Origin of the sequence: Pseudomonas berkeleyensis (assembly GCF_014109765.1) — a bacterium.
GTDB classification, from domain to species: Bacteria; Pseudomonadota; Gammaproteobacteria; order Pseudomonadales; family Pseudomonadaceae; genus Aquipseudomonas; species Aquipseudomonas berkeleyensis.
Window position 1 is genome coordinate 1304276 of the sequence record NZ_CP059139.1, and the last position, 22505, is coordinate 1326780.

Below are 22505 nucleotides of genomic sequence, written 5' to 3' on the forward strand. Positions count from 1 at the left end.
TGCATGATGGCAATACGTGCATTAATAAGTGTGAAACTATCCGATAACTAAGGGGCGCAATAAGTTCGCGAGAAAGTGCAGTGGCGCTGAAAGTGTGACGCCAAGCAGGTTTTTACGCGCAAGAAGCGTGGCGTGGGAGTCCCGGCAAAGCGCAGCGCTCAGGGCGCAGCGAAGCGGCGGGCGAGGGCGGGAGGCAGGTGGTAAGTACAGGTGCCGACCCCGTGCAGTAACCGATGAGTGGTGCACGGGGTGGGGGAGGGCGTGGCGTCAGTCCTGCGGTTGGTCGCGCAGAAAAACCAGACTATCGGTCTTGGAGTGCTCGGCCGAGTAGCGGTAACCCTGATAGTTGAAGTCCTTCAGACCTTCGGGGTTGGTCAGGCGCTCCTTGATCACGTAGCGCGCCATCAGGCCGCGGGCCTTTTTGGCGTAGAAGCTGATGATCTTGTACTGGCCGTTCTTCAGATCCTTGAACTCGGTGTCGATGATGCGAGCGTTCAGTGCCTTGCGCTTGACCGCACCGAAGTACTCGTTGGAGGCGAGGTTGAGCAACACGTCGTCGCCCTGCGCAGCCAGTGCTTCGTTCAGCCAGCCGCTGATGCGCTCGCCCCAGAAGGCGTACAGATCCTTGCCACGGCCGTTGGCCAGCTTGGTGCCCATCTCCAGGCGATAGGCCTGCATCAGATCCAGCGGGCGCAGCACGCCATACAGGCCGGAGAGCATGCGCAGGTGGCTCTGGGCGAAATCGAAGTCGTCCTCGGAAAAATCCTCGGCGTTCAGGCCGGTGTAGACGTCGCCCTTGAACGCCAGCAGCGCCTGCTTGGCGTTGGATGGGTTGAACGGTCGCTCCCAGCTGCCGAAGCGCGCGGCGTTGAGGCCGGCGAGCTTGTCCGACAGGCCCATCAGCTCGGCGATCTGTGCAGGGCTGAAATCGCGCAGTTGGGCGATCAGTTCCTGCGCGTGGTCGAGGTGTTCGGGTTGGGTGAAGCGCGGGGTGGCTGGCGGGGTCTCGTAATCGAGGGTCTTGGCCGGTGAAATCACCATCAACATCTGCGGAATCTCCAGAAAGCGTGACGGCGATTCTAGAGGTCGGGGATCGCCAAGACCACCTATCGGGACGATTGAAAGAGACCGCTGCACCCGATTGGCGCGGCGTGCTGCAAGTAGGGGCGGGGAGTCGAGGAGGGTCACAGCAGGTAGGACTTCGGACTTTAACGGGCAGTTGGCACCTCGCCAAGCACTATCTGTCGCCTGTGCAAATAAACCTGCATGGCGATAAAAAAACGTTTTTCTGTCATACGAATTGGAGTAATAAAAAAGCAAGACCGCCGAAACCTGCAGACAGGTGGCGGCCATTGGCCCTCACCTTGCTTGCCACCTTCCGGCCCCGACCTGAAAAAGTCGGCGGTCTCTGTACGGCGCAGCACCGCCCTGGTATTGCGTCGCCTGGCTACTACAAGAAGGTGACCGAGTATGGATGACCACGGACGCTCCAAGCCCACCGCTCCAACCCTCTACGCCCTCGACACCAATGTCCTGATTCACGATCCCAACGCCTTGCTCAACTTCGAAGAACACCACGTCGCCATCCCGATGACGGTGTTGGAGGAACTCGACAAACTGAAGTCCGGCAAGCACGGTGTCGCCGCTGAATGTCGCCAGGCCATCCGCCTGATCGATCAGATTCTCGCGGGGGCCGAACCTGAGGACGTCGAGTACGGGGTACCCATCCAGCGCGGCAAGAGCGGCCCCTGCGGGCGTCTTTCCATCCTTATGAGCAAGAGCGCGGCGCCGGTGACCTGGCTGCCGGAAAACCTCAACGACAACAAGATCATCAACCAGTTGGTGGAGCTGAAGTCGCGCAACCCCGGTCTGTCCGTGGTGCTGGTGACCAAGGACATCAACATGCGCCTGAAGGCGCGCGCCTGCGGCATCGATGCCGAGGACTACCACACCGACCAACTGGTCGACGACGTGTCGCTGCTGTCCAAGGGCTACCACGACATGAGCGGCTCGTTCTGGGATCGCGTGAGCAAGGTCGAGACCCGTCAGGATCACGGTCGCACCTGGCACCGCGTGCAGCTCACCGACAACTTGCCATCGGTGCACGTCAACGAATTCATCCTCGACGAGCAGGGTTTTGTTGGCTGGATCAAGGCAATCAAGGATGACGAGCTGGTCATCCTCGACATGCATCAGGAACCGTTGCTGCACCAGGAAGCCTGGGGCCTGAAACCGCGTGACATCCATCAGGCGCTGGCACTGTTCGCCCTGCTCGATCCGGACATCCACCTGGTCAACCTGTCCGGCGCCGCCGGTTCGGGCAAGACCATCCTGGCGCTGGCTGCCGCCATCGAGCAGACCATGGTCAGCAAACGCTATCGGCGCATCATCGCGACTCGCAGCGTGCAGGGGCTGGATCAGGAAATCGGCTTTCTGCCCGGCACCGAGGCGGAGAAGATGGAACCCTGGCTCGGCGCCATTACCGACAACCTCGAAGCCCTGCACATGGACGATGAGAGCACCCATGGCAGCGTCGACTACATCCTGCAGAAGGTGCCGCTGCAATTTAAGTCGCTCAACTACATCCGCGGGCGCAGCTTCCAGCAGAGCCTGATCCTCATCGACGAATGCCAGAACCTCACCCCGCACCAGATGAAGACCATCATCACCCGTGCCGGTAACGGCTCGAAGGTGGTGTGCCTGGGCAACCTGGCACAGATCGATACGCCCTACCTGTCAGCGCCCAGCTCGGGTCTGACCTACCTCACCGAACGCTTCAAGGACTTCCCGCACGGCGTCCACATCACCCTGCAAGGCGTACCACGCTCGATCCTGGCGGAATACGCGGAAACCCATATGTAACCCTCGGTCTGTTAAACACTGGCGCCCCTGCTCGCAAGAGCAGGGGCGTTTTAGTCTGCATTAACGAATTTCTACAGGTCTCGTGGGAGCGGCTTCAGCCGCGATGATCGCGGATAAATCCGCTCCTACAGTTGTGTAGCCGAATGCAGTCAGTAGCCCGGATGAAATCCGGGGATTTTTGCCGCTCTGGCCCCGGGTTTCATCCGGGCTACGAAATCCTGACTTGCAGGTTTACAATCGGTCGGTTCCCGCCAGGAGTTTCCCCGTGCTGACCCACCTCGATTCCCAAGGCCGCGCGCATATGGTCGACGTCACCGACAAGGCGACCACCTTTCGCGAGGCTACCGCCGAAGCACGTGTGCGCATGCTGCCTGCCACCCTGCAGATGATCGTCGCCGGCGAGCACCCCAAGGGCGACGTGTTCGCCGTGGCGCGCATTGCCGGTATCCAGGCGGCGAAGAAAACCAGCGATCTGATCCCGCTGTGCCATCCGCTGATGCTCACCGGCGTCAAGGTCGAACTGCGTGCGGAGGGTGATGACAGCGTGCATATCACCGCGCGATGCAAACTGTCCGGGCAAACCGGTGTCGAGATGGAAGCACTGACTGCCGCCAGCGTCGCCGCGCTGACCATCTATGACATGTGCAAGGCCGTGGATCGCGGCATGGTCATCGAGCAGGTGCGCCTGCTGGAAAAACTCGGCGGCAAGAGCGGTCACTACAAGCTGGAGGAGCAAGCATGATCCGCGTGCAGTATTTCGCCCGCTACCGCGAAGCCCTGGGCCGTGACGACGAACAACTCAGCGGCGATTTCGCCACCCTCGACGACCTGCGCCTGCACCTGGTTGCCCGTGGCGGCGAGTGGGAGGTGCTGGGTGAGCAGAACCTGATGTGCGCACGCAATCAGGAACTGTGCAGCCTCGACGAGCCGCTGGCCGAAGGCGATGAAGTGGCCTTCTTCCCCACCGTTACCGGCGGCTGATAATTGCTGTGGGAGGGGCTTTAGCCGCGCGGGCCATTCTTCAACCTTGTAGGGTGGGCCGGGCGGCGCTCCGCTTCAGCCCACCAATCACCCGCCGACCGTCCTTGACCACAGCCCCATCAAACGAGACACCTCATGACCATCCGCGTCCAAGCCCAACCCTTCGACCCCGGCACCGAGCTCAATGCCCTGCATGCCGCCAACCTCGGCATCGGCGCGGTGGTCACCTTCGTCGGTTACGTGCGTGACTTCAACGAAGGGCGTGAGGTCGGCGGCATGTTTCTCGAGCACTTCCCCGGCATGACCGAAAAGGCCTTGGCCAAGATTGCCGATGAAGCGCGCGAGCGCTGGCCACTACTGGGGATCGAGATCATCCACCGCATTGGCAGCCTGGGGCCGGGAGAGCCCATCGTCTTCGTCGGCACCAGCAGCGCTCACCGTCAGGCGGCGTTCGACGCCTGTAACTTCATCATGGATTACCTGAAGACCCGCGCGCCGTTCTGGAAGAAGGAAGACACCAGCGAAGGTCCGCGCTGGGTCGAAGGCCGCTGCAGCGACCAGAGTGCTGCCGAGCGTTGGCAGCGCCCGTAGGGTGCGCCGTGCGCACCGCTTATCACGATTCCTCGCAAGGATGATGACCGCCCACCGCGTACCCCTCGATACCGTTCGGTGCGCATGGCGCACCCTACGATGCGGCGCGCGACTCCGGAATCCCGCAGGGTACTCCGCGCGCACCCCCCCCTATCACCCGATACTCATGACCTCCGGTGATCGCGACCCGTAGGGTGCGCCGTGCGCACCGGCTCCTCGCGACACCCCGTCCGCATGAATTGAGACACTCTCAAGATCGCTTGAAGCGCATGACGCCCCCACGGTAGCCGCGACCCTTTGCAGCCCTACGCCAGCGCCAGATGCACCCGCAGCGCAATCGGCACCAGCATCAGCAACACTCCCAGGCCCAGCACGCGTATGCCCCATTCGTGTTCGCGAAAGTTGAAGCCGACTCCCAGCAGCAGGAAGCCGCCAACCAATAGCAGCAGCATCAGGTGATAGTGATCCATCGCTCTTCTCCGTTTCGCAGCCCTCTGATTACAGACTAGCCCCTCCGTTGGCCTTCGGTGCTGACCTGGGGCAATACGACTGACTCGATTGGCGACAACGTGCGTCCCGATTGGTCGCTGTCTGGCGTCACGGCCTGTTCCATACTGTGCGCAGTCATCGTCAAGGATCGTCCATGCGCCTGTTCCCCTCACTCCTGCTCGCCGGCCTGTTGGCCGCAACACCGCTGGCCGCTGCCGAACGCAGCTTCACCATCCTGCACAGCAACGACTGGCAGTCGCGCCTGCTCGGTTTTGGCCCCAACAACGAATACACCCCGGCGACGGTGAACGATGACGACACCGTCGGCGGTGTTGCCCGCCTGGCCACGCTATTGAGTGAGCGTCGCGCAGCGGCTGGCGAAGAACCCTTGCTGCTGCTCGATGGCGGCGACTTCACCATGGGCACGCTGTTCCACACCATTGCCCGCGAGATGGGCAGTGAACTGCGCCTGATGACCGATCTGGGCTACGACGCCGCGGTGATCGGCAACCATGAGTTCGACTTCCGCCCGGCTGGCCTCGCCGCGATGATCAGCGCGGCGCACAAGGCCAAGGGCGATGCGCTGTTGCCGTTGCTGTCGAGCAATATGCGTTTCGATGCCACGAGCAAGGCTGATGACAGCCTGCAGGCGCATTACGATGCCGGGCGCATCCTGCCGTACACACTGATCGAGCGCGGCGGCATTCGCTTCGGCCTGTTCGGCCTGCTCGGTAACAACGCCGTAGCGGTCAGCCCGATGATCAAGCCGCTGACCTTCGCCGACCCGGTGGCCACCGCCAAGGAAACCGTGGCCAAGCTGCGCGAGGAGGGCGCCGAGGTGGTCATCCTGCTGTCGCACATGGGCGTCACTCAGCAGGCCGATGGCAACTGGCGTGGCGAGGAGGTGGAACTGGTCGAGCAGGTGCCAGGTATCGACATCGTCGTCGGCGGACATTCGCATGTGGCGCTGCCACAGCCGGTGCTGGTCAACGGGCATACCCCGATCGTGCAGGCCGGTTCGGAAATCCAGTACCTCGGCGAGCTGCGCATGACCCTCGGTGACGATGGCGTACCGCGCGTGCGCGACTACCGCCTGCACCCGATCAACGACAGCATTGCCGGCGACGCGACCATCACCGCCAAGGTCGAAGACTTCAAGCAGGTGGTCAGCGAACGCATGCTGGCGCCCAAGGGCTATCGCTTCGATCAGCCGCTGGCCAAGGTCGACCAGAGTCTGGGCCGCGACTTCAGCGACAACACCCTGGCCAACCTGGTGACCGATGCCCTGCGCCACGCGGTGGATGCCGACCTGGCCTTCACCGGCAATGGCACCATCCGCGATGACCTGCTCAAGGGCCGCCATGGCGTACAGGACGTGTCCGACCTGTTTCGCATTGCCCCGCTGGGCATCGGCCACTTTGATGACGAGCCCGGCTATCCGCTGATCAAGGCCTATGTCAGTGCCCGCGAAATCAAGTCGCTGCTGGAAGTGCTGCTGCTTGCCTACCAGTTGCGCGACAGCCAGAGCTATTACCCGCGCGTCTCCGGCGTGCGCTTCACCTACAACCCCTGGCGCGTGCCGTTCGACCGGGTCAGCCGCATCGAGATCGGCGATCCGCGCAATGGCTACCGTGATCTGGATCTGAATGACACACGCCTCTACAGCATCGGCGCTACCAGCTATGTCGGCAGCTTCACCTGGCTGGTGCCGGATCTGACCAAGGGCCTGCTCGATGTCGTGCCCAAGGACGCCGAGGGCAAGCCGCTACCGCGCATCGAAGATGCCATCGTCGACCAGGATCCAGACACGGAAGGTGTGCAGGAACTCAAGGAGTGGCAGGCGCTGCTCGACCATATCCGCAGCCTGCCGGATCTCGATGGCGACGGCCTGCCCGACATTCCCACCACCGGCGCCGCAGCCGAAGAGCGCATGGTGCGTGCACCCAGCCTGCACCCGGCGGAAATGTTCCGCCTGGCGGGAACGATGCAGTGGGGCGTCAGTGTGGTGATCCTGGCCTGCCTGCTGCTGATCCTCTGGCTGCTCACCCGCCCGCTGCGCCGCCGCCCGTAGGCATACGCGGGGCCGCCCAGGTCGTGCGCACCGCTCTCGATGAGCCCGGTGCACACGGCGTCAGCCACGGTCGACAATCTTGCCAAGCATTGCCTGCCTCCGTATGGTGCAAAGCCGCCTGATTCGGAAGCTACGCAATGATCGCTCAGCACTGCTCGCTCGGTGACCGCGCACAGCCGGCCAAGACCTTCTCGGATATCCGTCACGTCGTCGGCGTGGCCCAAGCCTTATGACCGCACTCAATCACTCGCGCCCGCTGGCGCTGTTCGGCCTGCTGCTGGCCAATCTCTGCTGGTCCGGCAACGCCCTGGTGGCGCGCGCCTTCGCCGGTGAAATCGCCCCGTTCACCCTGTCGTTCTGGCGTTGGTGCCTGGCGCTGGCGCTGCTGCTGCCCTTCGTCGCGATACCGCTATGGCGCCATCGCGCTGCGCTGCGTCACGCGGGGTGGCGTCTGCTGGTGCTCGGCGGCCTCGGTATCGCAGGCTACAACTCGCTGCTCTACAGCGCGGCGCAGACTACCGCCGCGATCAACATCTCGTTGGTCAATACCTGCCTGCCGCTGGTGACCTTCATCGGCGCCGGCTTGCTGCTCAACGAATGGCCCGCGCGGCGTGCCTGGTGGGGAATGGGGGTGGCCGTGATTGGTCTGGCAGTGCTGATCAGCCATGGGCAATGGAGCCGCATCGCCAGCCTGTCGTTCAATCAGGGCGACCTGATCATGCTGCTGGCCGTGGTCGATTGGGCGCTGTACTCGCTGCTGCTGCGGCGCTGGTCGGCCTACCTGCAACCGATTCCGCCGCTGGCATTGCTCGGTGCATTCATCCTGCTCGGTGTGCCGCTGATCCTGCCCTTCTATTTATATGAACTGAGCCAGGGTGCTCATCTGGCACTCAACGCCGCCAACCTCTCGGCTGTCGCCTATACCGCCGTATTCGCCTCGCTGCTCGCCTATCTGGCCTGGAACCACGGCATCCGCGTGGTCGGCGCAGCCAAGGCGGCACTGACCAACTACGTGATGCCGGTATTCACTGCGCTGTTGGGCTGGGTGCTGCTGAACGAGAGCCTGGAGATCTACCACTGGCTGGGCGCTGCGATGATCTTCGGCGGCCTGCTGGTCGCGACACGGCCAAGCAAAAGCGCCTGAGTTCAGCAACCCTCTCCTGCGTGCGGGAGAGGGCTAGTCGCCTTTCTTCACTCCGGCTTGAGCATCAAGAACGCCTCACCACCATCGCGGTCATGCATCAGGATGAACGGTTGCCCGGCGATCATCATCTTCGCCGGCGTCTTGCGTGGCACCGTGGTGCCGGCGTTTACCGCCGCGGCCGTCAGCAACTGGCTGGTCAGCGTCGCATCCTGCTGCGGCTCGCTGGTCACCACGCATTCGTGGCTGACCTTGACCTGAATGCTCAGGCTCTTGTCCGCATTGAAGCCGATGGTGGCAAAGCCCATATCGGTCATCTCGGTGATGCCATGCTGGCGTGCCACGCGATGCGCCTCGGCAAAGCTCGGCGCAGTCTGCAGGCAGATATCGCGAAACGCCTGCACCACGGGAGAGGTAATCGGCACCGGTGGCTGCGAGCCGAAGTTGGCGCAGGCGCCGAGAAGACTGCAACTGACCAGCAGGGCGAACTTTTTCATCACATCTTCCTTAATGCTCGGTTGGTTCAGGGGTGCTGTGGTTGATGGCAAAGATCATGCCCCAGCACCTTTGAAGCCAGCCCCTTGGCCAGATAGGTTTCCACCACGCGGCCATCGCCGCACTCGGTCTTGTGGCCGATGGCGACACCGACGGAAAGCAGGACGAATAGCGCCAGGCCGATATTCTGGATGGGCGTCATGACAGGGCTCTTTTGCGAAAACAATGGGGCAGGATGAAGAGGCGGGCAGGGGATGGCAAGTGCGTCAGTGCCCAACCCTGGCGTTGCCGGCTCGGTGAGCCAATACTGGTGATCACTCCGCATAATCGGCAAGGGACTGCGCAATGAAGAAGCTGATCATCATCCTGCTGCTGGGCGCCGCCTTTTGGCAGTTCTACCTGAGCAAACCCGGCAGCCCGGTGATCAGTAATATCGCCAGCGACGGCTCGGTAATGGAAAGCCCGGTGGCCACGCAGTCCAGCTCGTCCTCTTTCTCGCAGGGCAGCCTACGGTCGCCACCTTCGATCAACCAGCCGGCCGCCCAGGTCGCCAGCAGCCAATATCGCTGCGATGGCCGTACCCACTGTTCGCAGATGACCTCCTGTGCCGAAGCCACCTACTTTCTGCGCAACTGCCCCGGCACGAAGATGGACGGCGACAACGATGGCGTGCCCTGTGAAGGGCAATGGTGCGGCCGTTAAGGCAGATTGATGGAGAGGTCGCCGAGCACGAGTCGGGCGACGATCATCCAGGCAACCGCGCTGACGATCCCGAGCACGCTGTAGCCGACGACGATACCAATCGCGATCTGCTTCCACAGCCCGGCGAAGCGGTTGGGCTCGTTTCGGTAGCGCGTCGGCATATCGCGCTCAGCCCGCAAATCGTCGAAGTCGTCTCTCGCTCTCAAGGTGCTCTCCTGGTTCGTTGGCCAGCGCGCGGCGGCGCTGCAGCCTGGCTGGGGCGAATTTTCCTGCATCGCCTCACAGCCCCGCAAGCACCGTCCGTGCGTCGCGCAGGCAGGTGAAGATGCTTGCCGCGAGCCTTGAACCCACCACCTGCTCTGCCCGATTCCCCTGAAGCCTAACCGCTTGATAAAACGTAAATTTATCGATGTGCTGGGGTTGACAGCGCTATTCGAGACGCGGAAAATGCGCGCCGTTGGCTACATAGCTCAGTCGGTTAGAGCGCAGCATTCATAATGCTGATGTCCCAGGTTCAAGTCCCGGTGTAGCCACCATAAATTTCAAGGGGTTAGCGCAAGCTAGCCCCTTTTTATTTGGGCCGGTGTCCCCGAACTGTCCCTTTCTTGTCCCTACCTAAAGAACAGGTAGCCGACATAGCCCGCAGCATTCACAGCAAAGAACGATAGCAACAGCATCGGCCATGGGCTGCCTTTACTGGCGTGTGCTCGAGCATCGAGGATCTGTTGTGCCTGCAGGTGAATGTCAGACGGGGGCGTTGCTGCCTTGGCAATGCGAGGCACTTCACCCTCAGTGGGTGTGGGTGATTGCGCTATGCCCACATTGAAGTTGTCCCAGGAAGGCTTCTTGCCTTTGCTGCGCAGCTCGTCCCTGTACCATTCACGATCTTCCATTCCCATATAGCCCTCCTGGCTTTGACCAAATAGCTGCCTTGCAGGGGACAGGCTAGACGGAAGTTTCGTGCACTTCCAGTAGTGCCAGCGGCGAATGGGTCAAGGCAGTGGCGAAGTGATCGGGCGCGAGGTGCGAATAGCGCATGGTCATCTTGATGTCGCCGTGGCCCAGGATGCGCTGCAGGGTGACGATGTTCCCGCCTTGCATCATGTAGTGGCTGGCGAAGGTGTGGCGCAGGATGTGGGTCATCTGTCCTGGCGTATGCAGGCCGGTGCGTTCATAGGCCTTGCGGAAGGCTGATCTGCAGGAGCTGAACAGCTTGCCGTTTCCAGGGTAGCCACGCGACAGGATGAGGTTCTCCAGCTCGGTCGGGATCGGCACGGAACGACTCTTGCCATTCTTGGTACGCACGAAGCGCACTTGGCCATTGGATACCTGGGGCCGTGTCAGGCTTTCGGCTTCATCCCATCGAGCACCGGTAGCCAGGCAGATTTTGGCGACAGGCAATGTATGGCTATTGGTCGAGGCGGCGCATTCCTGCAGGACAAGCCGGCATTCATCCAGGGTGAGGAAGGCGCGTTCTGTTTCATCCACCTTGAGCTGACGCAGCAATGCCAGCGGGTTGGCCTCATGCCAGACGCCCAGGCGGATCAGCTCGTTGAAGACGGCTTTCAGGTAGCGGTGCTCATGGTTCACGGTGGCCGGGGTGCAGTCTTTCAGGCGCTGGGTGCGGTAGCGGCCGAAGTCCAGGGCGGTGAAGGTCGAGGCAATCGGATCACCCAGGGCTTTGGCGATGGCCATGGTGCGGCTGTAGCGGTATGGGTCTTTCAGGGTTGAGCCGTGCAGCTCATGCCATGTATCGACCAGATCGGAGAGGCGTTCGCCAGGGTCACGGCCACGTTGGCTGTATTGGCGGCGAATGTCGGATACCCAGCGTTCGGCCTCGCTCTTGGTGCGAAAGCCTCGTTTGCGCTTGCGGATGCCAGCAGTCTTATCCAGCCAGAAATCGACCTCCCAGCCGCTGCTGCCTTTGCTGATCAAACGGCTCGCCCCCAACGCACGTTGCGTTCCTCAAGCAGCCCTTTGATGTGCTTGTACAGGTTGTCTTCATCGAGCCCCTTGGCTGCATAGTGATCGCGGATCACCGGCCAGCAGTCCCATTCCTTGAGGGTGTAAAAAGCTTTTCTAGCGCCCACTCGCTCCCGTGCCAGCAGGCTTACGAAGTTTCCCAGGAACAGTTCCACGTTCTTGCCTGAAAAGCCCCGCGAGGTCTTGTAGTAGCGCCTGTAGTCGGTGTCATCGAGCAGGGAATCGACCGGCAGATCGACACGCACGTCGTCGCGAATCAGCGTCCAGATCGGGGCGTAGTAGCCACGTCGAGCAAGGTACTTGAACTGGTTCAGGCCATAGCGCCACAGGCCGTCCAGATGCCCAGCGAAGGCTGCAAAGGTGCGGGTGTCGATCACTTGTCCGCTCTGTAGGTCTACCGAGCCACTGGCGAACTGCTGGACGATGGAATGGTGGTAACGCAGCTCGATGCGCCATACATCCTGGGTCGGGTTGTAGTTGTCCGGGTCGGTTTCGTCGAAGCTGTCACGCTGACGCCAGACGCTTTCCCAGTAGTCGAGCTTATCGGTGGCCTTGGCCTGTTCGGTCTTGTTGTAGATGCACAGCTGCAGACCGTTGGCCGAGCCGAACATCGAGGTTTCACCGCGGCCATACACACTGGATTTCGTGGCCCAGTGCAGTTCGTTGATGCCGGATACATCACGGTGCGAGCGGGCACGGCAATGCATGTTGCTGACCAGATCGGCGGGAGGCGTCCAGCCCTGCAGATCGAGAGCCAGGTGCACCGCGCATTGGTTGACCTCGATGTTGGTCAGCACCTGGGAGGCGTAGTGGTCGAGGCGGGCCTGCAGGCGCTCGGGAGACAGGTTGTCGATGGCATGGGGGGACACCTCGATTTTCAGGTGTGGGCCGATGTTCTCGGCCTTGGCGTTGAAGTTCTTCACCAGCAGCACAAAGCCCAGGTCGGCATTCTGCAGCTTGTACTGGTAGCCCGAGTCACGGCTTACCCGGCCGGAATGCCAGCGATCGCCAGCGAAGTCGACAATGGCGCCTGGCTTGTCGAACAAACCCAGGATTTCAGGGCGGAGCAGGCCCTTGTAGAGCTGCCTGACAGTATCGACGCCACAGCGAAGCAGGCGCACGCCGGACAAGTCGACAAAGCCGGTCTTACCGATGTCCAGGAACAGCCGACCATGAGGGGACTCAAGGCCGGTTTGGTTATCAACGCGGAAGAAGTCTTTAACGGCGTCCATCTGATTTCCTGTTATTGAAGGTTTGTCACTCGTTCAACGGCTTGTTATCTGACGTGTTACAGGGACGTCAGCGCGAAGGCGCGTGCCTCGCTCGCGCCTTCGCTCTGTACGGAGCCACTCCGGCGCTCGCTCGTACGCGCCACCGCCGCTGGCACGCGTCGCGCGCCTCGTACCTCGGCGTGCGCACGTGAGCCAGCAGCTGCGCACGTATCTCTTTCCATCCAGTGCTCGGGGTATTCAACTCGGTCTTGCCGGTCGATCAGGCACGCTTGTTCCTGGATGTAGGAAGGCACCTGGGGACGTTCAAAGGGCGGGAGGCTGGCGTACCAGAGGAAAGCGCTCAGAAGCGCCAGGAACACGAGGTGGAGGCAGTCAGCGAAGTGCTGCGGGCGCGGTTGGATCAACACCAAGGGCTTTGCCCTTGTCATCCCACTCTTGCCGCCGAGGGCTCGGGAGCGCGGGGTGGTGAAGCTACCCCACACTCCCGTTGTCAGGCTGATATTCATGGTGCGGGGTCAAGGGTGCGCTGCGCCCGTGCTTCCGTTCGCCGGAACGGTGAAGCTGTTCCGACGAGCCGGGAGCGCGGCCCCTGACCCGGCCGAATGGGTCAGGGTCATGCGGCCCAGTACGTTGCCGGAACCATGCCGGTCGCGGTACCGCATCGCCCTGATAGTGCGGATGTTCGTGAAGAACACCTCGTTGGGAAATTGATCCTCGCCGTCCATTTTCAGGGTCAGGAAGTAGCCTTGTTCATACAGCCCTGGGATGGGGAGAACTACGCCAACGATATGCAGGCAGTACCAGAAGGAATGCGGCTCACCATCCCAGGCCAGCTCTACAAGCACGGTCTGGCCGATATAGCCAAAGGCATTGGAGGCATCCAGGGTGAGGCCGTAGCTATTCATGGCTGTAGCCCCCCGCCTTGAAGGACTCCTTACCGCTCAGCAGATCGGCGCGGAGCTTGCCGACGTTGACCATGCGGAAGTCGGCAAAGGTCACGCTGGGCAGGGTGCCGTCTTCTACCCACTCGGTCACTTCATCGACCGGAATGCCGCTGGCAGATGCAAAGGTGACGATGCTGCACAGATCGCTGATGGCTGCACCCAGTGGGACGACGTTGCCGTGGTTCGGGTTGGCCTTATTCATCTTTGTAATCCCCCGGTACGAAGACGGTCTTGCCCTTGGCCAGATCGGTGCGGATTTGGGCGAGGTGGACGAGGCGAGGGCGGCCCATCTTCACGCTGGGGATGGTGCCGCTCTGCATCCAGGCGATTACGGTGTCGGTGGAAACACCGTTCATGGCAGCGAAGGTTTCCTTGCTGCAGGTGAGGGCGTTACGGCAGTCGAGGTAGATGACGCGTTTGCCGTCTACGTCGAAGCTGACATCGAAAGGTGGTTCGTTCAGGTGCTGAGTAGTCATTGCCTATCCCTGCCTATGAAATGCTCATAAACTGTCATTAAGGGGTGTTTGGGGTGGCGGTAAAATATTTACCGCCTGGATAAAATATATACCTATGATGGGCGCCGGTAAATATTTTACCTGGCAGTGGTAAGAACGAATGGAATTAACTCAAGACCGCGTTAGAGCCTTAGTGCATATGCTGGGTCATCGAGCGGTCGCCGATGCAACGGGTCTCAAGCCTGAAAGGCTCAAGACAATCCGTTACAACAAAGATGCTCAGGTGAGAACAAACGAGCTGGATGCCATTGCAGGCGCATACCAGCAGTACAGCCTTTGGCTGCGGACAGGCGAAATCGACCTGAGCCGTGGACAGATCAGCCCGGCCTACGCCGAAGCAGACCTAAAATTGGAAGGACAAGAAGCGGGCAGCAGGTAACAGCGGAAGTGGCCCGGCGATGGTTCAGCCGAACAACGTGACTCCAGGGAGAAGGGCATGGGAAACATCATCGACATGGCGAGCTTTGAGCACCTGCGCAGGTCAAACGCTGATGACCGCTACACGTGCCCGAAGACCAACATAACGTTCCCTCACATCTACAAAGTGCTAGTACCGGACGGCGATCTGGTGGACGACGTGCCGGTCTTCATCGGCACCTACAGCACAGAATACCGGCTCAAAGAGCCATCGAGCCTTGAGCAACTTCCAGGCTTCCCGCCTTTGACGGCGACAAAGATAAGCACGCTCGATGCTACTGATGAAATCTATCTCGACGTAATCCACTTCACCAACAAAGACAGAGCGCTTGGCTTCAGGCAGGCCTGCGGGCATCTAGGCATAGAGCCTGAGCACGTCCGCTCGTTCAAAAATGAACGAGGGCTATTCCTATTGTTGCGCAGGAATGATGCTCCCAAGAAGGTAGGGCATATCATCTATCGAAGCAGTGACGTTCAGTTTATCCATGGGCTTGGTGCTGAGATGGAGTGTGAGTATGTGGCGGCATTTAACATAGAGGGTAACATTATTCCTCTTCAATCAATCGAGGTTGGCGAAGAGGAATAAGTAGGGCTATGGCTGGTTGTTTGTGTCTATCTCTGTTTTGACTTTTCTCAACTTGCGTGGATCAATTTCAACTTCCGTGTTGCCTGTTTTTAATTTAACCATAGATGCTGTTCCCATAATTGCAGATGCAAGTTGGTCGGCTGGGTGGACTAAGTTTTCCACTTTTTCACCCTGAGGTGTAAATAGGTTTCTACTCAAGCTGTCCAATAGCTCTGGCGGTATTGAGTTTCCTTTTGCATCGTTCCATTCTAGGCTTGTTTCTACAATCCAGCTTGCTCTTTCCATATCAAGTTCGAGCTGCTTTAGGTGGAACTCGGCAAGTGAGTGCTGTTCAAACCAGCGATTTTGCCAGCGGATATAAAAAAGAATAGAGCCGACAGCACCAAATGAATAAACAATCTGTTTTATTCCCGGTATCCACAACGCACTCGTGTTGTTGAGAGTAAGGGCGTGGTAGAAGTCACGTATGGAAAATCCAGAGAGCACGACGAAAACAGCGATAAGGCCTAGCATTGCTAATGCAATAGGTGTTCTAAGCTTGTTGGTTCCGCTGGTTAGTTTAAATTCGGTTTGACGCTTCTTTATTTCGCCAATGATGTCTTTACGTATTTGCCTTCTTGCGTGGGTATTACTTTTACTGTCCAGCTCTTGCTTTCTATTTTCGAATTCCTGTTCCTTTTCTTGAAGCAAATCTTTTAGTTCTTGATATTCTTTTTTAAGTGTTTGATCCTTTTCCTTAAATTCTTCTTCTAAGGAGTTCTGTTTGTGTTCGTGTAGTAGGTCTAGCTTTTCTCTATATTCGTGGTTGTCGGATATTAGTTTTTCGCTTAATTCCTCAAGCCGCTTTAGTGTTGCTTCGTGAATTGAAGCTAATTCCTCTTGCTCTTTAGAGCCTTTGCTGCCAACAGTTCTGCCTGGCTCAATAGCTTTAAGCTTTTTTATTATTGTATAGCCAAGTTCTATTTTTTCAGATTCGGTTAATTTGCAGTTGTTTCCTGGGGCTAAGTTTATATCGTCGGTGTAAGGGGATTTTGTTTCTGCGGCACCTCCGCGATACAGTCTTGCGCTAAACCCTCCAGCGCTAAAGGATAAAGAAAAAATAAGTTCAGAGTTTTTCTTTATTAAGTCTGCTATATCTTGATTTTGTTCTGGTTGTTGAGGGTCGAAATTGATGCTTGCTGAGCCTAGTAGCGATAGATTAGCGCTTGGGCTGTGTGCGCTTAGGTTTTCTGCAATCTCTTTAAAGCAATCAATTATTGCTTTATCTTTTAGTCTTGGTATTTTAATTATTTGGCTCAAGGGTGCTTGCTCCTTTGTGTGTAAAAGGCTCGTTTTTATAAATTTGAAGGTTGATGTTGAGCGAGAGCTGTTCTGCTTGATCCTTGTCCTTTGGCTTGCCACAAAAGTGGACGCAGCTGATCTCATCCGTCCATTTACAGATTTCTGATGAGTAGATCAGCGGCAGGGGGGGGATCAGGGCGGGGAGGAATCGGGTCATAAGGAAGCTTCCATGCAGAATGGCGTGCTGGCTGTCCCAGAAGCGCCACTGTTCAGGCGGAAGGGGTGTCCCCTTACGGCCTCAAAACACCATGCAATGGATACTAGCCAATAGCCGGCACGGGCGGAAGCCCTGTTTTTACAGGCTTCCAGCTTCTACCGAGGGAGGTGGCGCTTTTTCATAATGCTGATGTCCCAGGTTCAAGTCCCGGTGTAGCCACCATATTTATCAAAGGGTTAGCTTCGGCTAGCCCTTTGTCGTTTCTGGGGCAGTGACTACGAAGTGACTACACCCTGACTACCAGCGGCACCATTGCTGTTCACATGGCACGCCATCGTTGTCGCCGTCCATCTTCGTGCCAGGGCAATTACGAAGGAAAAAAGTGGCCTCAGCGCACGAAGTCATTTGAGAACAATGGGTTCGACCGTCACAAGAGTAAGACGGAGTAGCAGGCCTTGCAGGGCTGATAGATGGCTGAGTTAAGCTAGTTGGTATACCACTGGAGACGCTAGTTGTCGGTTGACTAGCAGGGTATGAGGTCGAGCTATCAGAGCGCTCTGAATTAGGTTTCAGATAAAATTGCCAGACAGCAGCGCCGATCAGTAGAGCAATGATCAGATTCTTCAATTTTGACCCCGTAAGCTAAGTAGCATAAGGGCGATATATGACGAACCGTCTCACCTCCCTGTTATCACAGTATGACCGCTTTGATTGAGTGGAGATAGACGAAGCGCAGACTCCAGATGATCAGGCGACAGGTGCGCATAGCGCATGGTCATGGTGATAGTTGAGTGCCCGAGGATGCGTTGCAGGCCCAGGATGTCACCACCGCCCATCATGTAATGGCTCGCGAAGGTGTGCCGGAGGATGTGGGTCATCTGGCCAGGTGTGTGGAAGCCGCAACGCTGGTAAGCAGACCGGAATGCCGACCGGCAGGGCATGAACAATCGGCCATTTCCCGGCATTCCTACCTTTAAGGCTATCTCTTCGACCTCTTTCGGGATCGGCACCGACCGGGACTGACGGTTTTTCGTTCGGTGAAAATGGGCCTTACCGCCGAACAGAGCACCGCGTTGCAGTGATTCCGCTTCGTCCCATCGGGCGCCAGTGGCTAAGCAGATCAGCGCAACCGGATAGGTATGGTTGTTGGTCGAGCGTTTGCACTCTTCAAGCAGTTGTTCGACCTGCTGCAAGGTCAGAAACGTCAGCTCGGTCTGGTCGGTCTTAATCTGGCGAACCTTGGCCAACGGATTGTTGCCGACCCAGGCACCCAGGCGGATCAGTTCGGAGAACACTGCCGACAGGTAGCGCTGTTCGTGGTTGACGGTGTGCGGGCTGACGTCCTTTAGGCGAGTCTGACGATAGCGTGCCCAGGCGAGGGCATCGAAGTTGGAGGCCATCGGATTGCCGAGACGTTCGACAGTGGCCAGGGTGCGGGCAAGCCGATGCTTGGCATCCTTGAGTGAGCAGCCGTGCAATTCATGCCAGAGCGTCACCAGATCCGACAGGCGATCATCGAGCGGTCGGCCGGTAGTGTTCAGGCTGGCGAAGAACTCGGATTCATAGCGCTGGGCTGCAGCCTTGGTTTTGAAGCCCTTCTTGCGAATACGACGACCCGAGCGGCCGTTTTCGTAGAAGTCAGCTGTCCAGGTGTTGCCGTCTTTTCTAGCCGTCATACAGCACGCCCCCAGCGGATATGACGTTCCTCAAGAATGCCTTTGATGTGCTTGTACAGCCCGTCTTCATCCATGCCCTTGGCGGCATAGTGGTCGCGGATCACCGGCCAGCACTCCCAATCCTTGAGCCGATAGAAAGCCTTTCTAGCGCCCACTCGCTCCCGTGCCAGCAGGCTGACGAAGTTTCCCAGGAACAGTTCCACGTTCTTGCCGGAGAAGCCCCGTGAGGTCTTGTATTGGCGCTTGTACTCGGTTTCGTCCACCAGGGAATCGACCGGCAGATCGACGCGCACGTCGTCACGGATCAGCGTCCAGATGGGTTCGAAGTAACCAGGGCGAGCCAGCAACTTGAATTGGCGTAGGCCATAGCGCCACAGGCCGTCGAGGTGCGGAGCAAAGGCGGCGTAGCTGTTGGTTTCGATGGCCTGGTTTGTGTGTAGATCAACAGAGCCCGAAGCGAATTGCTGGATGACAGAGTGGTGATAACGCAGCTCGACACGCCACACGTCTTGCTCGGGGTTGTAGTTGTCCGGGTCGGTTTCGTCGAAGCTATCGCGACGCCTCCAGACGCCTTCCCAATAGTCGAGTTTATCGATGGCGCGGGCCTGTTCGGTCTTGTTGTAGATACCGAGCTGGACGCCTCCAGCGGAGCCGAACAGATACGACTGGCCTTTGCCGTAGGTGGCAGACTCCAGCGTCCACTGGATTTCCTTGATGCCGGAGATATCACGGGCTGCACGTGCGCGGCAGTGCATACGGGCTACCAGATCGGCAGGCGGTTGCCAGCCTTGGAGGTCAAGCGCGAGGTGAACGGCGCATTGGTTGCGTTCGACGTTGGTCAGGACGTGGCTGGCGTAGTAGTCCAGGCGTTCTTGCAGGCGCTCAGGTGAGAAGGTGTCGATAGCGTGGGGCGAGACTTCGATTTTCAGGTGGGGGCCGATGTTCTCAAGCTTGGCGTTGAAATTCTTCACCAGCAGGATGATGCCAAGGTCAGCGTTTTGCAGCTTGTACTGGTAGCCGGAATCCTTGCTGACACGCCCCGAGTGCCAACGCTGGCCAGCGAAATCGACGATGGTGCCGGGCTTCTCGAACAGGCACATGATTTCAGGGCGGATCAGGCCACGGTACAACTGGCGGACGGTATCGACGCTACAGGCCAGGATTCGGACGTTGGACAGATCCACGAAACCACCCGCTCGAGGATCACAGAAGAGACGACTTTTCGGGTCTTCTTTCCCGGTCTCAATATCAATGCGGTAGTAGTCCTTTGGTGCGCTCATTCTCTGTATCTCTCTGGTGCAATGTGGACGCTTAAGTCTGTTTATCTGACGTGCTACAGGGACGTCAGCGGCGTGCGCGCTCGCGCCTGCGTTCTGAACTGAACCACTTCGGCGCTCGCGCATCAGCGCCACGGCCTGCTGGCATATTCGTTATCCGGAACCACCGTGACGCGGACTGGGGATGCAGCTTGGGTGGGCTGGGAAGGCACGGAAACGCTACTGGTTCCGGGTGTTTGAGCGGATGACGCGACTTCTCTTGGTCTCACGCCCGGACAGATGGCCGTTCCTTTGAATCCCATCGGGTGCTGGATATCCACGAAGCATTCACTGCGCACGTGGATCAAGTAGCCGAGCTTGTGGAGGTCAGCAAAGCTTTGCCTCAGAACGGAGCCGTTTGCGTCGACGACCTCCAGTTGGCCAACCTGCACGGGCTTGCCGTTGCGTTCGGCGAAGAGCACACCGCGCAGGACGAATGTTCGCCCCGCGAGCGGGTGATTCAGGTCAGGAGCAGGAACAGCACTTTGCTGGTCAGCCACATTAGGAATACGAAGAGCAGCAAGCGGAGAGTCAGAAACCGCAGCAGGCGTAGCGCTAGACGGAGGGGTGTCCGCAGGCGGGCCAGGATTGGCTTTGTCAGCTGTAGCAGGGCCGAAATCGATGCCGCCGAGAGATAGTAGAGCGACAACAAGAATGGCCATAAATACCAGTAGAGCAAGTAGCTTAGGCGACTTGAGAAGACTTTTGCCGGCCTTGGTGTCCTGGGTTTTTCCGGTGGCGGTGGACTGGTAGAGGCGGAAGGTATCGGGCTTGATACGCTTGTATTCGATGACCGTTCCTTCCATGGGGGGACGGTTGACTTGAGCGTCATGCTGGGCCTCCTTGTAACGGCCACTAATGCCGATCACGGCAAGGTTGGAATGCCTGTAAGCCATCTCACAGGTCATGCGGATGTCGTCGCGTATGTAGGCGATATTCGGAGTGGTGAGGACGATGTCCCAGTTCCAATGCCGGTGGCGTGTCCAGCCGTCGAGCCAGCTCATCGGGCGGTCAGCTTTCGCCGCCGCCTCGGGGCCGCCCGGAAAATCGAAGCGTTCCAGATCGCGTTCGCGCCAGGCCTTGGGGAAGACCAGTTGGGTTTCATCAAAGATGATGAACGCGCCGCGCGGCGCCCACTGGAACCAGGTGCGCATGCGCTCCATATCATCGAGCGATTCAAGGTCGAGGTTGATGATGTCGACCGTTTCCGGAATATCCGGCATGACCTGCAGCACGCGTTCCAGGGTGAAGCCGCGGACGTTGGTGATGATCAGCCGGCCTTCCTTGAGAGCCGGCACCGCGTCGTCCTGTATCGCGCCGGATGTTTTATAGGAGCCGTTGGGGCCGTGGTGAATCTTGATCGACATGCTTAGCGCCCCAGGAACGGTACGAACTTGAGGACGAAGCGGGTCGAGAGCGCGGAAAAGATGATGTTCAGCGCCTGGGGGATACCGAAGAAGGAGAGTGCAGACGCCACTTCGGCAGGCAGACCAGCCCAGCGCTGACGAACAGCCTCCGCCACACCGATATCCGACATGATGCCTTGCGCGGCCTCATAAGCGACTTCCAGCGCCATGACCTGTAGCGAGACCCAGGAATAAATAGCCGCCTTGGTCAGCAGGACGAGGAAGTCTTTAATCAGCTCATAGATGCCTGTGGTTAAAAAATCCCACACCCACTGTATGAAGGTAAAGAAGTTATCAATAACACCCGCAATCCATTCCATCATTCACCTCAGAATAATTAATGCAGCCAGCGCGGCGGCAGCCAAAAGAAGGGCGTAACGTATGTAACCCAGCGGTTCGCTGAAGTTGTCCAGGCACATATCGAGGGTGGTTTTAGTTGCGCCAAACGAAATCGGAACTTGTTTGCAAGGCAACGAGCCCGAGGACGAACCTAAGTTAAGGTCGAAGACGCCGGAGAACAGATCGCTGTACTGAGCAATCTTTTCATCCAGTTCGCCGCGAGCCGTTTCAATCTTTTCGTCCCACTCAGAGAAGGCATCTTGCAAGGAAGATTGTTCGCCTTTGGCAAGCGCTGTTGAAGGGCCGGGAATGCCGTCATCCTCTTCATCATCGCCCTTGTCTTCACCTTCACCAGACTTGTCGCCAGACCCCTTGCAGTCGTCCCCCTTGCAGTTGTTCGTTTCACCTCCTGGCGTTCCATCACCGTTGGTGACGCTGGTGTGGGTAGTGGTGGTGGTTTTGGTGGTACAGGCGTTGGTGCCGACGCAGTTCTTGATCGTAGTGGTCGCGGTGGTAGTGGTCTTGGTACCGCCGTTGGCCGTGGGCTCGACGGTCTTTTGTGTCTGGGTGTGGGTTTGAGTGGCTTTAGGGCCTTTGCTCTGAACACAGGTGAGCATGGCGCCGGTACCAAAATCCGTGGAGCCAAGAGCACCACCAGCCTGGAGGCAAGCGCGTTGATCCTTGAAAATGTCGGTGTCTTCACAAGAGCTGACCTGGCGACCTTCGGCGTCCGTAACGGTTGCCGTGCAGCTGTTGCTTGAGCTGGATTCGGTCGGTTGAGGCGCGGGGGTGTCGGAGGGGGAACCGCTGGGATCAAAACAGGATTGGCCGGAGTAGACGCCGTAGTTCCTGAACAGAACATCCTCGTTCACATCGGTCTTATAGGCTTGGCGTTTGTTACTACTGGCGTAAATAGAGTTTGTCATGACCGCTTCGCATTTGTTGGTCATGCAAGCAGAAAAGACAACCTCAGAAGAGTCCCACTCGACTTCTTGGCCCTCTAACTCACCACAGGGATCTAGTGATCGGCACTGACTAGAACCATCAGTAACTGATGCATCAAAAAACGTACCCGGGGGGCACGAGTCACCAAAAAGACCTATAAAGGTAGCTGCAGTTGTGAATCTATCGGGATTCCATGAGCAACGATAAAGAGGCCTACCTAAAGAATCGGAACCCTGAATAGTTAATACGTAGGCCTTGCCATCATTCGCAGAAGACCAATAGTCAGAACACGCAGATTGCGGAGAGTCGTATCTCT

28 protein-coding genes and 1 tRNA gene are annotated in these 22505 nt (G+C 58.5%); 10 read left to right on the forward strand and 19 right to left on the reverse strand.

Translation table 11 applies throughout. The features are described from left to right. Positions 1–267 precede the first annotated feature (267 nt). Complete coding sequence (gene yaaA, locus HS968_RS06005) at positions 268–1047, reverse strand: peroxide stress protein YaaA (RefSeq protein WP_182370574.1); 780 nt, start codon at positions 1045–1047, stop codon at positions 268–270. Between the two features lie 423 nt (positions 1048–1470). Between yaaA and HS968_RS06010 the strand changes: the two genes are divergently transcribed. From HS968_RS06010 to moaE, 4 genes are all read left to right on the forward strand, one after another. Next, entirely contained in the window at positions 1471–2862 is a 1392-nt protein-coding gene (locus tag HS968_RS06010; protein ID WP_182370575.1) for a PhoH family protein, read from the forward strand. 265 nt (positions 2863–3127) lie between these two features. Beyond that, entirely contained in the window at positions 3128–3604 is a 477-nt protein-coding gene (gene moaC / locus HS968_RS06015; RefSeq protein WP_003459465.1) for a cyclic pyranopterin monophosphate synthase MoaC, read from the forward strand. Then, on the forward strand, positions 3601–3843 hold the full coding sequence (locus tag HS968_RS06020) for a MoaD/ThiS family protein (protein WP_003459467.1): 243 nt from the start codon (positions 3601–3603) through the stop codon (positions 3841–3843). The genes moaC and HS968_RS06020 overlap by 4 nt, the downstream gene beginning before the upstream one ends. Before the next feature lie 135 nt (positions 3844–3978). Next, positions 3979–4434 (forward strand): molybdopterin synthase catalytic subunit MoaE, encoded by a 456-nt coding sequence (moaE, locus tag HS968_RS06025; RefSeq protein ID WP_182370576.1) that lies wholly within the window; start codon positions 3979–3981, stop codon positions 4432–4434. A gap of 305 nt (positions 4435–4739) precedes the next feature. Here moaE and HS968_RS06030 read toward each other — a convergent pair whose 3' ends face one another. Next, the gene (locus HS968_RS06030) at positions 4740–4904 is read right to left on the reverse strand and encodes a hypothetical protein (protein ID WP_170965248.1); all 165 of its coding nucleotides are present in this window, start codon (positions 4902–4904) and stop codon (positions 4740–4742) included. Between the two features lie 173 nt (positions 4905–5077). On the opposite strand from HS968_RS06030, the gene HS968_RS06035 reads away from it, so the two are divergent. Next, a complete protein-coding gene (locus tag HS968_RS06035) occupies positions 5078–6994 on the forward strand; it encodes a bifunctional metallophosphatase/5'-nucleotidase (RefSeq protein WP_182370577.1) in 1917 nt (638 codons plus the stop codon). 229 nt (positions 6995–7223) lie between these two features. Beyond that, positions 7224–8138, forward strand: coding sequence for a DMT family transporter (locus tag HS968_RS06040; RefSeq protein WP_106739090.1), 915 nt, complete (start codon positions 7224–7226; stop codon positions 8136–8138). A gap of 47 nt (positions 8139–8185) precedes the next feature. Here the strand turns inward: HS968_RS06040 and HS968_RS06045 are convergent, their stop codons facing one another. Beyond that, complete coding sequence (locus tag HS968_RS06045) at positions 8186–8632, reverse strand: hypothetical protein (protein ID WP_182370578.1); 447 nt, start codon at positions 8630–8632, stop codon at positions 8186–8188. A gap of 26 nt (positions 8633–8658) precedes the next feature. Next, positions 8659–8832 (reverse strand): hypothetical protein, encoded by a 174-nt coding sequence (locus tag HS968_RS06050; RefSeq protein ID WP_182370579.1) that lies wholly within the window; start codon positions 8830–8832, stop codon positions 8659–8661. A 143-nt stretch (positions 8833–8975) separates the two neighbouring features. On the opposite strand from HS968_RS06050, the gene HS968_RS06055 reads away from it, so the two are divergent. Further along, positions 8976–9332 carry an excalibur calcium-binding domain-containing protein gene (locus tag HS968_RS06055; RefSeq protein ID WP_182370580.1) on the forward strand — a complete coding sequence of 119 codons (357 nt, stop codon included), beginning with the start codon at positions 8976–8978 and terminating at the stop codon, positions 9330–9332. Here HS968_RS06055 and HS968_RS06060 read toward each other — a convergent pair. After that, positions 9329–9538, reverse strand: a complete 210-nt coding sequence (locus HS968_RS06060; protein WP_182371697.1) for a hypothetical protein — start codon at positions 9536–9538, stop codon at positions 9329–9331. The two genes, HS968_RS06055 and HS968_RS06060, sit on opposite strands and share 4 nt — an antisense overlap. A 253-nt stretch (positions 9539–9791) precedes the next feature. Here HS968_RS06060 and HS968_RS06065 point away from each other — a divergent pair. Continuing rightward, positions 9792–9868 (forward strand) — tRNA-Met (locus HS968_RS06065). A gap of 75 nt (positions 9869–9943) precedes the next feature. On the opposite strand, the gene HS968_RS06070 is transcribed toward HS968_RS06065, so the two are convergent. The 6 genes from HS968_RS06070 to HS968_RS06095 form a co-directional block, all read right to left on the reverse strand. Continuing rightward, positions 9944–10231, reverse strand: a complete 288-nt coding sequence (locus tag HS968_RS06070; protein ID WP_182370581.1) for a hypothetical protein — start codon at positions 10229–10231, stop codon at positions 9944–9946. A 46-nt stretch (positions 10232–10277) separates the two neighbouring features. Further along, complete coding sequence (locus HS968_RS06075) at positions 10278–11267, reverse strand: phage integrase (protein WP_182370582.1); 990 nt, start codon at positions 11265–11267, stop codon at positions 10278–10280. Continuing rightward, a complete protein-coding gene (locus HS968_RS06080; protein WP_182370583.1) occupies positions 11264–12547 on the reverse strand; it encodes a hypothetical protein in 1284 nt (427 codons plus the stop codon). The genes HS968_RS06075 and HS968_RS06080 overlap by 4 nt, the downstream gene beginning before the upstream one ends. A 515-nt stretch (positions 12548–13062) precedes the next feature. Then, positions 13063–13452, reverse strand: coding sequence for a hypothetical protein (locus HS968_RS06085; protein WP_182370584.1), 390 nt, complete (start codon positions 13450–13452; stop codon positions 13063–13065). Beyond that, positions 13445–13693 (reverse strand): hypothetical protein, encoded by a 249-nt coding sequence (locus HS968_RS06090; RefSeq protein WP_182370585.1) that lies wholly within the window; start codon positions 13691–13693, stop codon positions 13445–13447. The genes HS968_RS06085 and HS968_RS06090 overlap by 8 nt, the downstream gene beginning before the upstream one ends. Next, the gene (locus HS968_RS06095) at positions 13686–13967 is read right to left on the reverse strand and encodes a helix-turn-helix domain-containing protein (RefSeq protein WP_182371698.1); all 282 of its coding nucleotides are present in this window, start codon (positions 13965–13967) and stop codon (positions 13686–13688) included. Before HS968_RS06095 ends, HS968_RS06090 begins: the two co-directional genes overlap by 8 nt. A 139-nt stretch (positions 13968–14106) precedes the next feature. Between HS968_RS06095 and HS968_RS06100 the strand changes: the two genes are divergently transcribed. Both HS968_RS06100 and HS968_RS06105 read left to right on the forward strand, forming a co-directional pair. Next, positions 14107–14385, forward strand: coding sequence for a DNA-binding protein (locus HS968_RS06100; protein ID WP_182370586.1), 279 nt, complete (start codon positions 14107–14109; stop codon positions 14383–14385). Between the two features lie 57 nt (positions 14386–14442). Continuing rightward, positions 14443–15009, forward strand: coding sequence for a hypothetical protein (locus HS968_RS06105; RefSeq protein WP_182370587.1), 567 nt, complete (start codon positions 14443–14445; stop codon positions 15007–15009). 6 nt (positions 15010–15015) lie between these two features. Here the strand turns inward: HS968_RS06105 and HS968_RS06110 are convergent, their stop codons facing one another. The 8 genes from HS968_RS06110 to HS968_RS06145 all read right to left on the reverse strand — a co-directional run bounded on the left by HS968_RS06110 (position 15016) and on the right by HS968_RS06145 (position 22194). Beyond that, positions 15016–16308 carry a hypothetical protein gene (locus HS968_RS06110; RefSeq protein ID WP_182370588.1) on the reverse strand — a complete coding sequence of 431 codons (1293 nt, stop codon included), beginning with the start codon at positions 16306–16308 and terminating at the stop codon, positions 15016–15018. Continuing rightward, entirely contained in the window at positions 16292–16507 is a 216-nt protein-coding gene (locus HS968_RS06115) for a hypothetical protein (RefSeq protein WP_182370589.1), read from the reverse strand. Before HS968_RS06115 ends, HS968_RS06110 begins: the two co-directional genes overlap by 17 nt. A 297-nt stretch (positions 16508–16804) precedes the next feature. Beyond that, positions 16805–17134, reverse strand: coding sequence for an excalibur calcium-binding domain-containing protein (locus HS968_RS06120; protein WP_182370590.1), 330 nt, complete (start codon positions 17132–17134; stop codon positions 16805–16807). A gap of 50 nt (positions 17135–17184) precedes the next feature. After that, complete coding sequence (locus HS968_RS06125) at positions 17185–18183, reverse strand: phage integrase (protein ID WP_182370591.1); 999 nt, start codon at positions 18181–18183, stop codon at positions 17185–17187. Then, entirely contained in the window at positions 18180–19463 is a 1284-nt protein-coding gene (locus tag HS968_RS06130; RefSeq protein ID WP_182370592.1) for a hypothetical protein, read from the reverse strand. Before HS968_RS06130 ends, HS968_RS06125 begins: the two co-directional genes overlap by 4 nt. A gap of 122 nt (positions 19464–19585) precedes the next feature. Further along, a complete protein-coding gene (locus tag HS968_RS06135) occupies positions 19586–20866 on the reverse strand; it encodes a zonular occludens toxin domain-containing protein (protein WP_182370593.1) in 1281 nt (426 codons plus the stop codon). A 2-nt stretch (positions 20867–20868) separates the two neighbouring features. Then, entirely contained in the window at positions 20869–21225 is a 357-nt protein-coding gene (locus HS968_RS06140) for a DUF2523 family protein (RefSeq protein ID WP_182366611.1), read from the reverse strand. Positions 21226–21228: 3 nt separating this feature from the next. After that, complete coding sequence (locus HS968_RS06145; RefSeq protein ID WP_182366609.1) at positions 21229–22194, reverse strand: hypothetical protein; 966 nt, start codon at positions 22192–22194, stop codon at positions 21229–21231. Positions 22195–22505: the final 311 nt, after the last annotated feature.

Excerpts from the sequence above, each read along its gene's own strand:
- HS968_RS06080 (WP_182370583.1), bottom strand. The coding sequence starts at position 12,547 with ATGGACGCCGTTAAAGACTTCTTCCGCGTTGATAACCAAACCGGCCTT.
- HS968_RS06035 (WP_182370577.1), top strand. The coding sequence starts at position 5,078 with ATGCGCCTGTTCCCCTCACTCCTGCTCGCCGGCCTGTTGGCCGCAACA.
- HS968_RS06095 (WP_182371698.1), bottom strand. The coding sequence starts at position 13,967 with ATGACTACTCAGCACCTGAACGAACCACCTTTCGATGTCAGCTTCGAC.
- HS968_RS06040 (WP_106739090.1), top strand. The coding sequence starts at position 7,224 with ATGACCGCACTCAATCACTCGCGCCCGCTGGCGCTGTTCGGCCTGCTG.
- HS968_RS06135 (WP_182370593.1), bottom strand. The coding sequence starts at position 20,866 with ATGTCGATCAAGATTCACCACGGCCCCAACGGCTCCTATAAAACATCC.
- moaE (WP_182370576.1), top strand. The coding sequence starts at position 3,979 with ATGACCATCCGCGTCCAAGCCCAACCCTTCGACCCCGGCACCGAGCTC.
- HS968_RS06145 (WP_182366609.1), bottom strand. The coding sequence starts at position 22,194 with ATGACCAACAAATGCGAAGCGGTCATGACAAACTCTATTTACGCCAGT.
- HS968_RS06140 (WP_182366611.1), bottom strand. The coding sequence starts at position 21,225 with ATGGAATGGATTGCGGGTGTTATTGATAACTTCTTTACCTTCATACAG.
- HS968_RS06055 (WP_182370580.1), top strand. The coding sequence starts at position 8,976 with ATGAAGAAGCTGATCATCATCCTGCTGCTGGGCGCCGCCTTTTGGCAG.
- HS968_RS06090 (WP_182370585.1), bottom strand. The coding sequence starts at position 13,693 with ATGAATAAGGCCAACCCGAACCACGGCAACGTCGTCCCACTGGGTGCA.
- HS968_RS06045 (WP_182370578.1), bottom strand. The coding sequence starts at position 8,632 with ATGAAAAAGTTCGCCCTGCTGGTCAGTTGCAGTCTTCTCGGCGCCTGC.
- HS968_RS06125 (WP_182370591.1), bottom strand. The coding sequence starts at position 18,183 with ATGACGGCTAGAAAAGACGGCAACACCTGGACAGCTGACTTCTACGAA.
- HS968_RS06105 (WP_182370587.1), top strand. The coding sequence starts at position 14,443 with ATGGGAAACATCATCGACATGGCGAGCTTTGAGCACCTGCGCAGGTCA.
- HS968_RS06100 (WP_182370586.1), top strand. The coding sequence starts at position 14,107 with ATGGAATTAACTCAAGACCGCGTTAGAGCCTTAGTGCATATGCTGGGT.
- HS968_RS06020 (WP_003459467.1), top strand. The coding sequence starts at position 3,601 with ATGATCCGCGTGCAGTATTTCGCCCGCTACCGCGAAGCCCTGGGCCGT.
- HS968_RS06085 (WP_182370584.1), bottom strand. The coding sequence starts at position 13,452 with ATGAATAGCTACGGCCTCACCCTGGATGCCTCCAATGCCTTTGGCTAT.
- HS968_RS06030 (WP_170965248.1), bottom strand. The coding sequence starts at position 4,904 with ATGGATCACTATCACCTGATGCTGCTGCTATTGGTTGGCGGCTTCCTG.
- HS968_RS06010 (WP_182370575.1), top strand. The coding sequence starts at position 1,471 with ATGGATGACCACGGACGCTCCAAGCCCACCGCTCCAACCCTCTACGCC.
- HS968_RS06070 (WP_182370581.1), bottom strand. The coding sequence starts at position 10,231 with ATGGGAATGGAAGATCGTGAATGGTACAGGGACGAGCTGCGCAGCAAA.
- HS968_RS06115 (WP_182370589.1), bottom strand. The coding sequence starts at position 16,507 with ATGACCCGATTCCTCCCCGCCCTGATCCCCCCCCTGCCGCTGATCTAC.
- yaaA (WP_182370574.1), bottom strand. The coding sequence starts at position 1,047 with ATGTTGATGGTGATTTCACCGGCCAAGACCCTCGATTACGAGACCCCG.
- HS968_RS06050 (WP_182370579.1), bottom strand. The coding sequence starts at position 8,832 with ATGACGCCCATCCAGAATATCGGCCTGGCGCTATTCGTCCTGCTTTCC.
- HS968_RS06130 (WP_182370592.1), bottom strand. The coding sequence starts at position 19,463 with ATGAGCGCACCAAAGGACTACTACCGCATTGATATTGAGACCGGGAAA.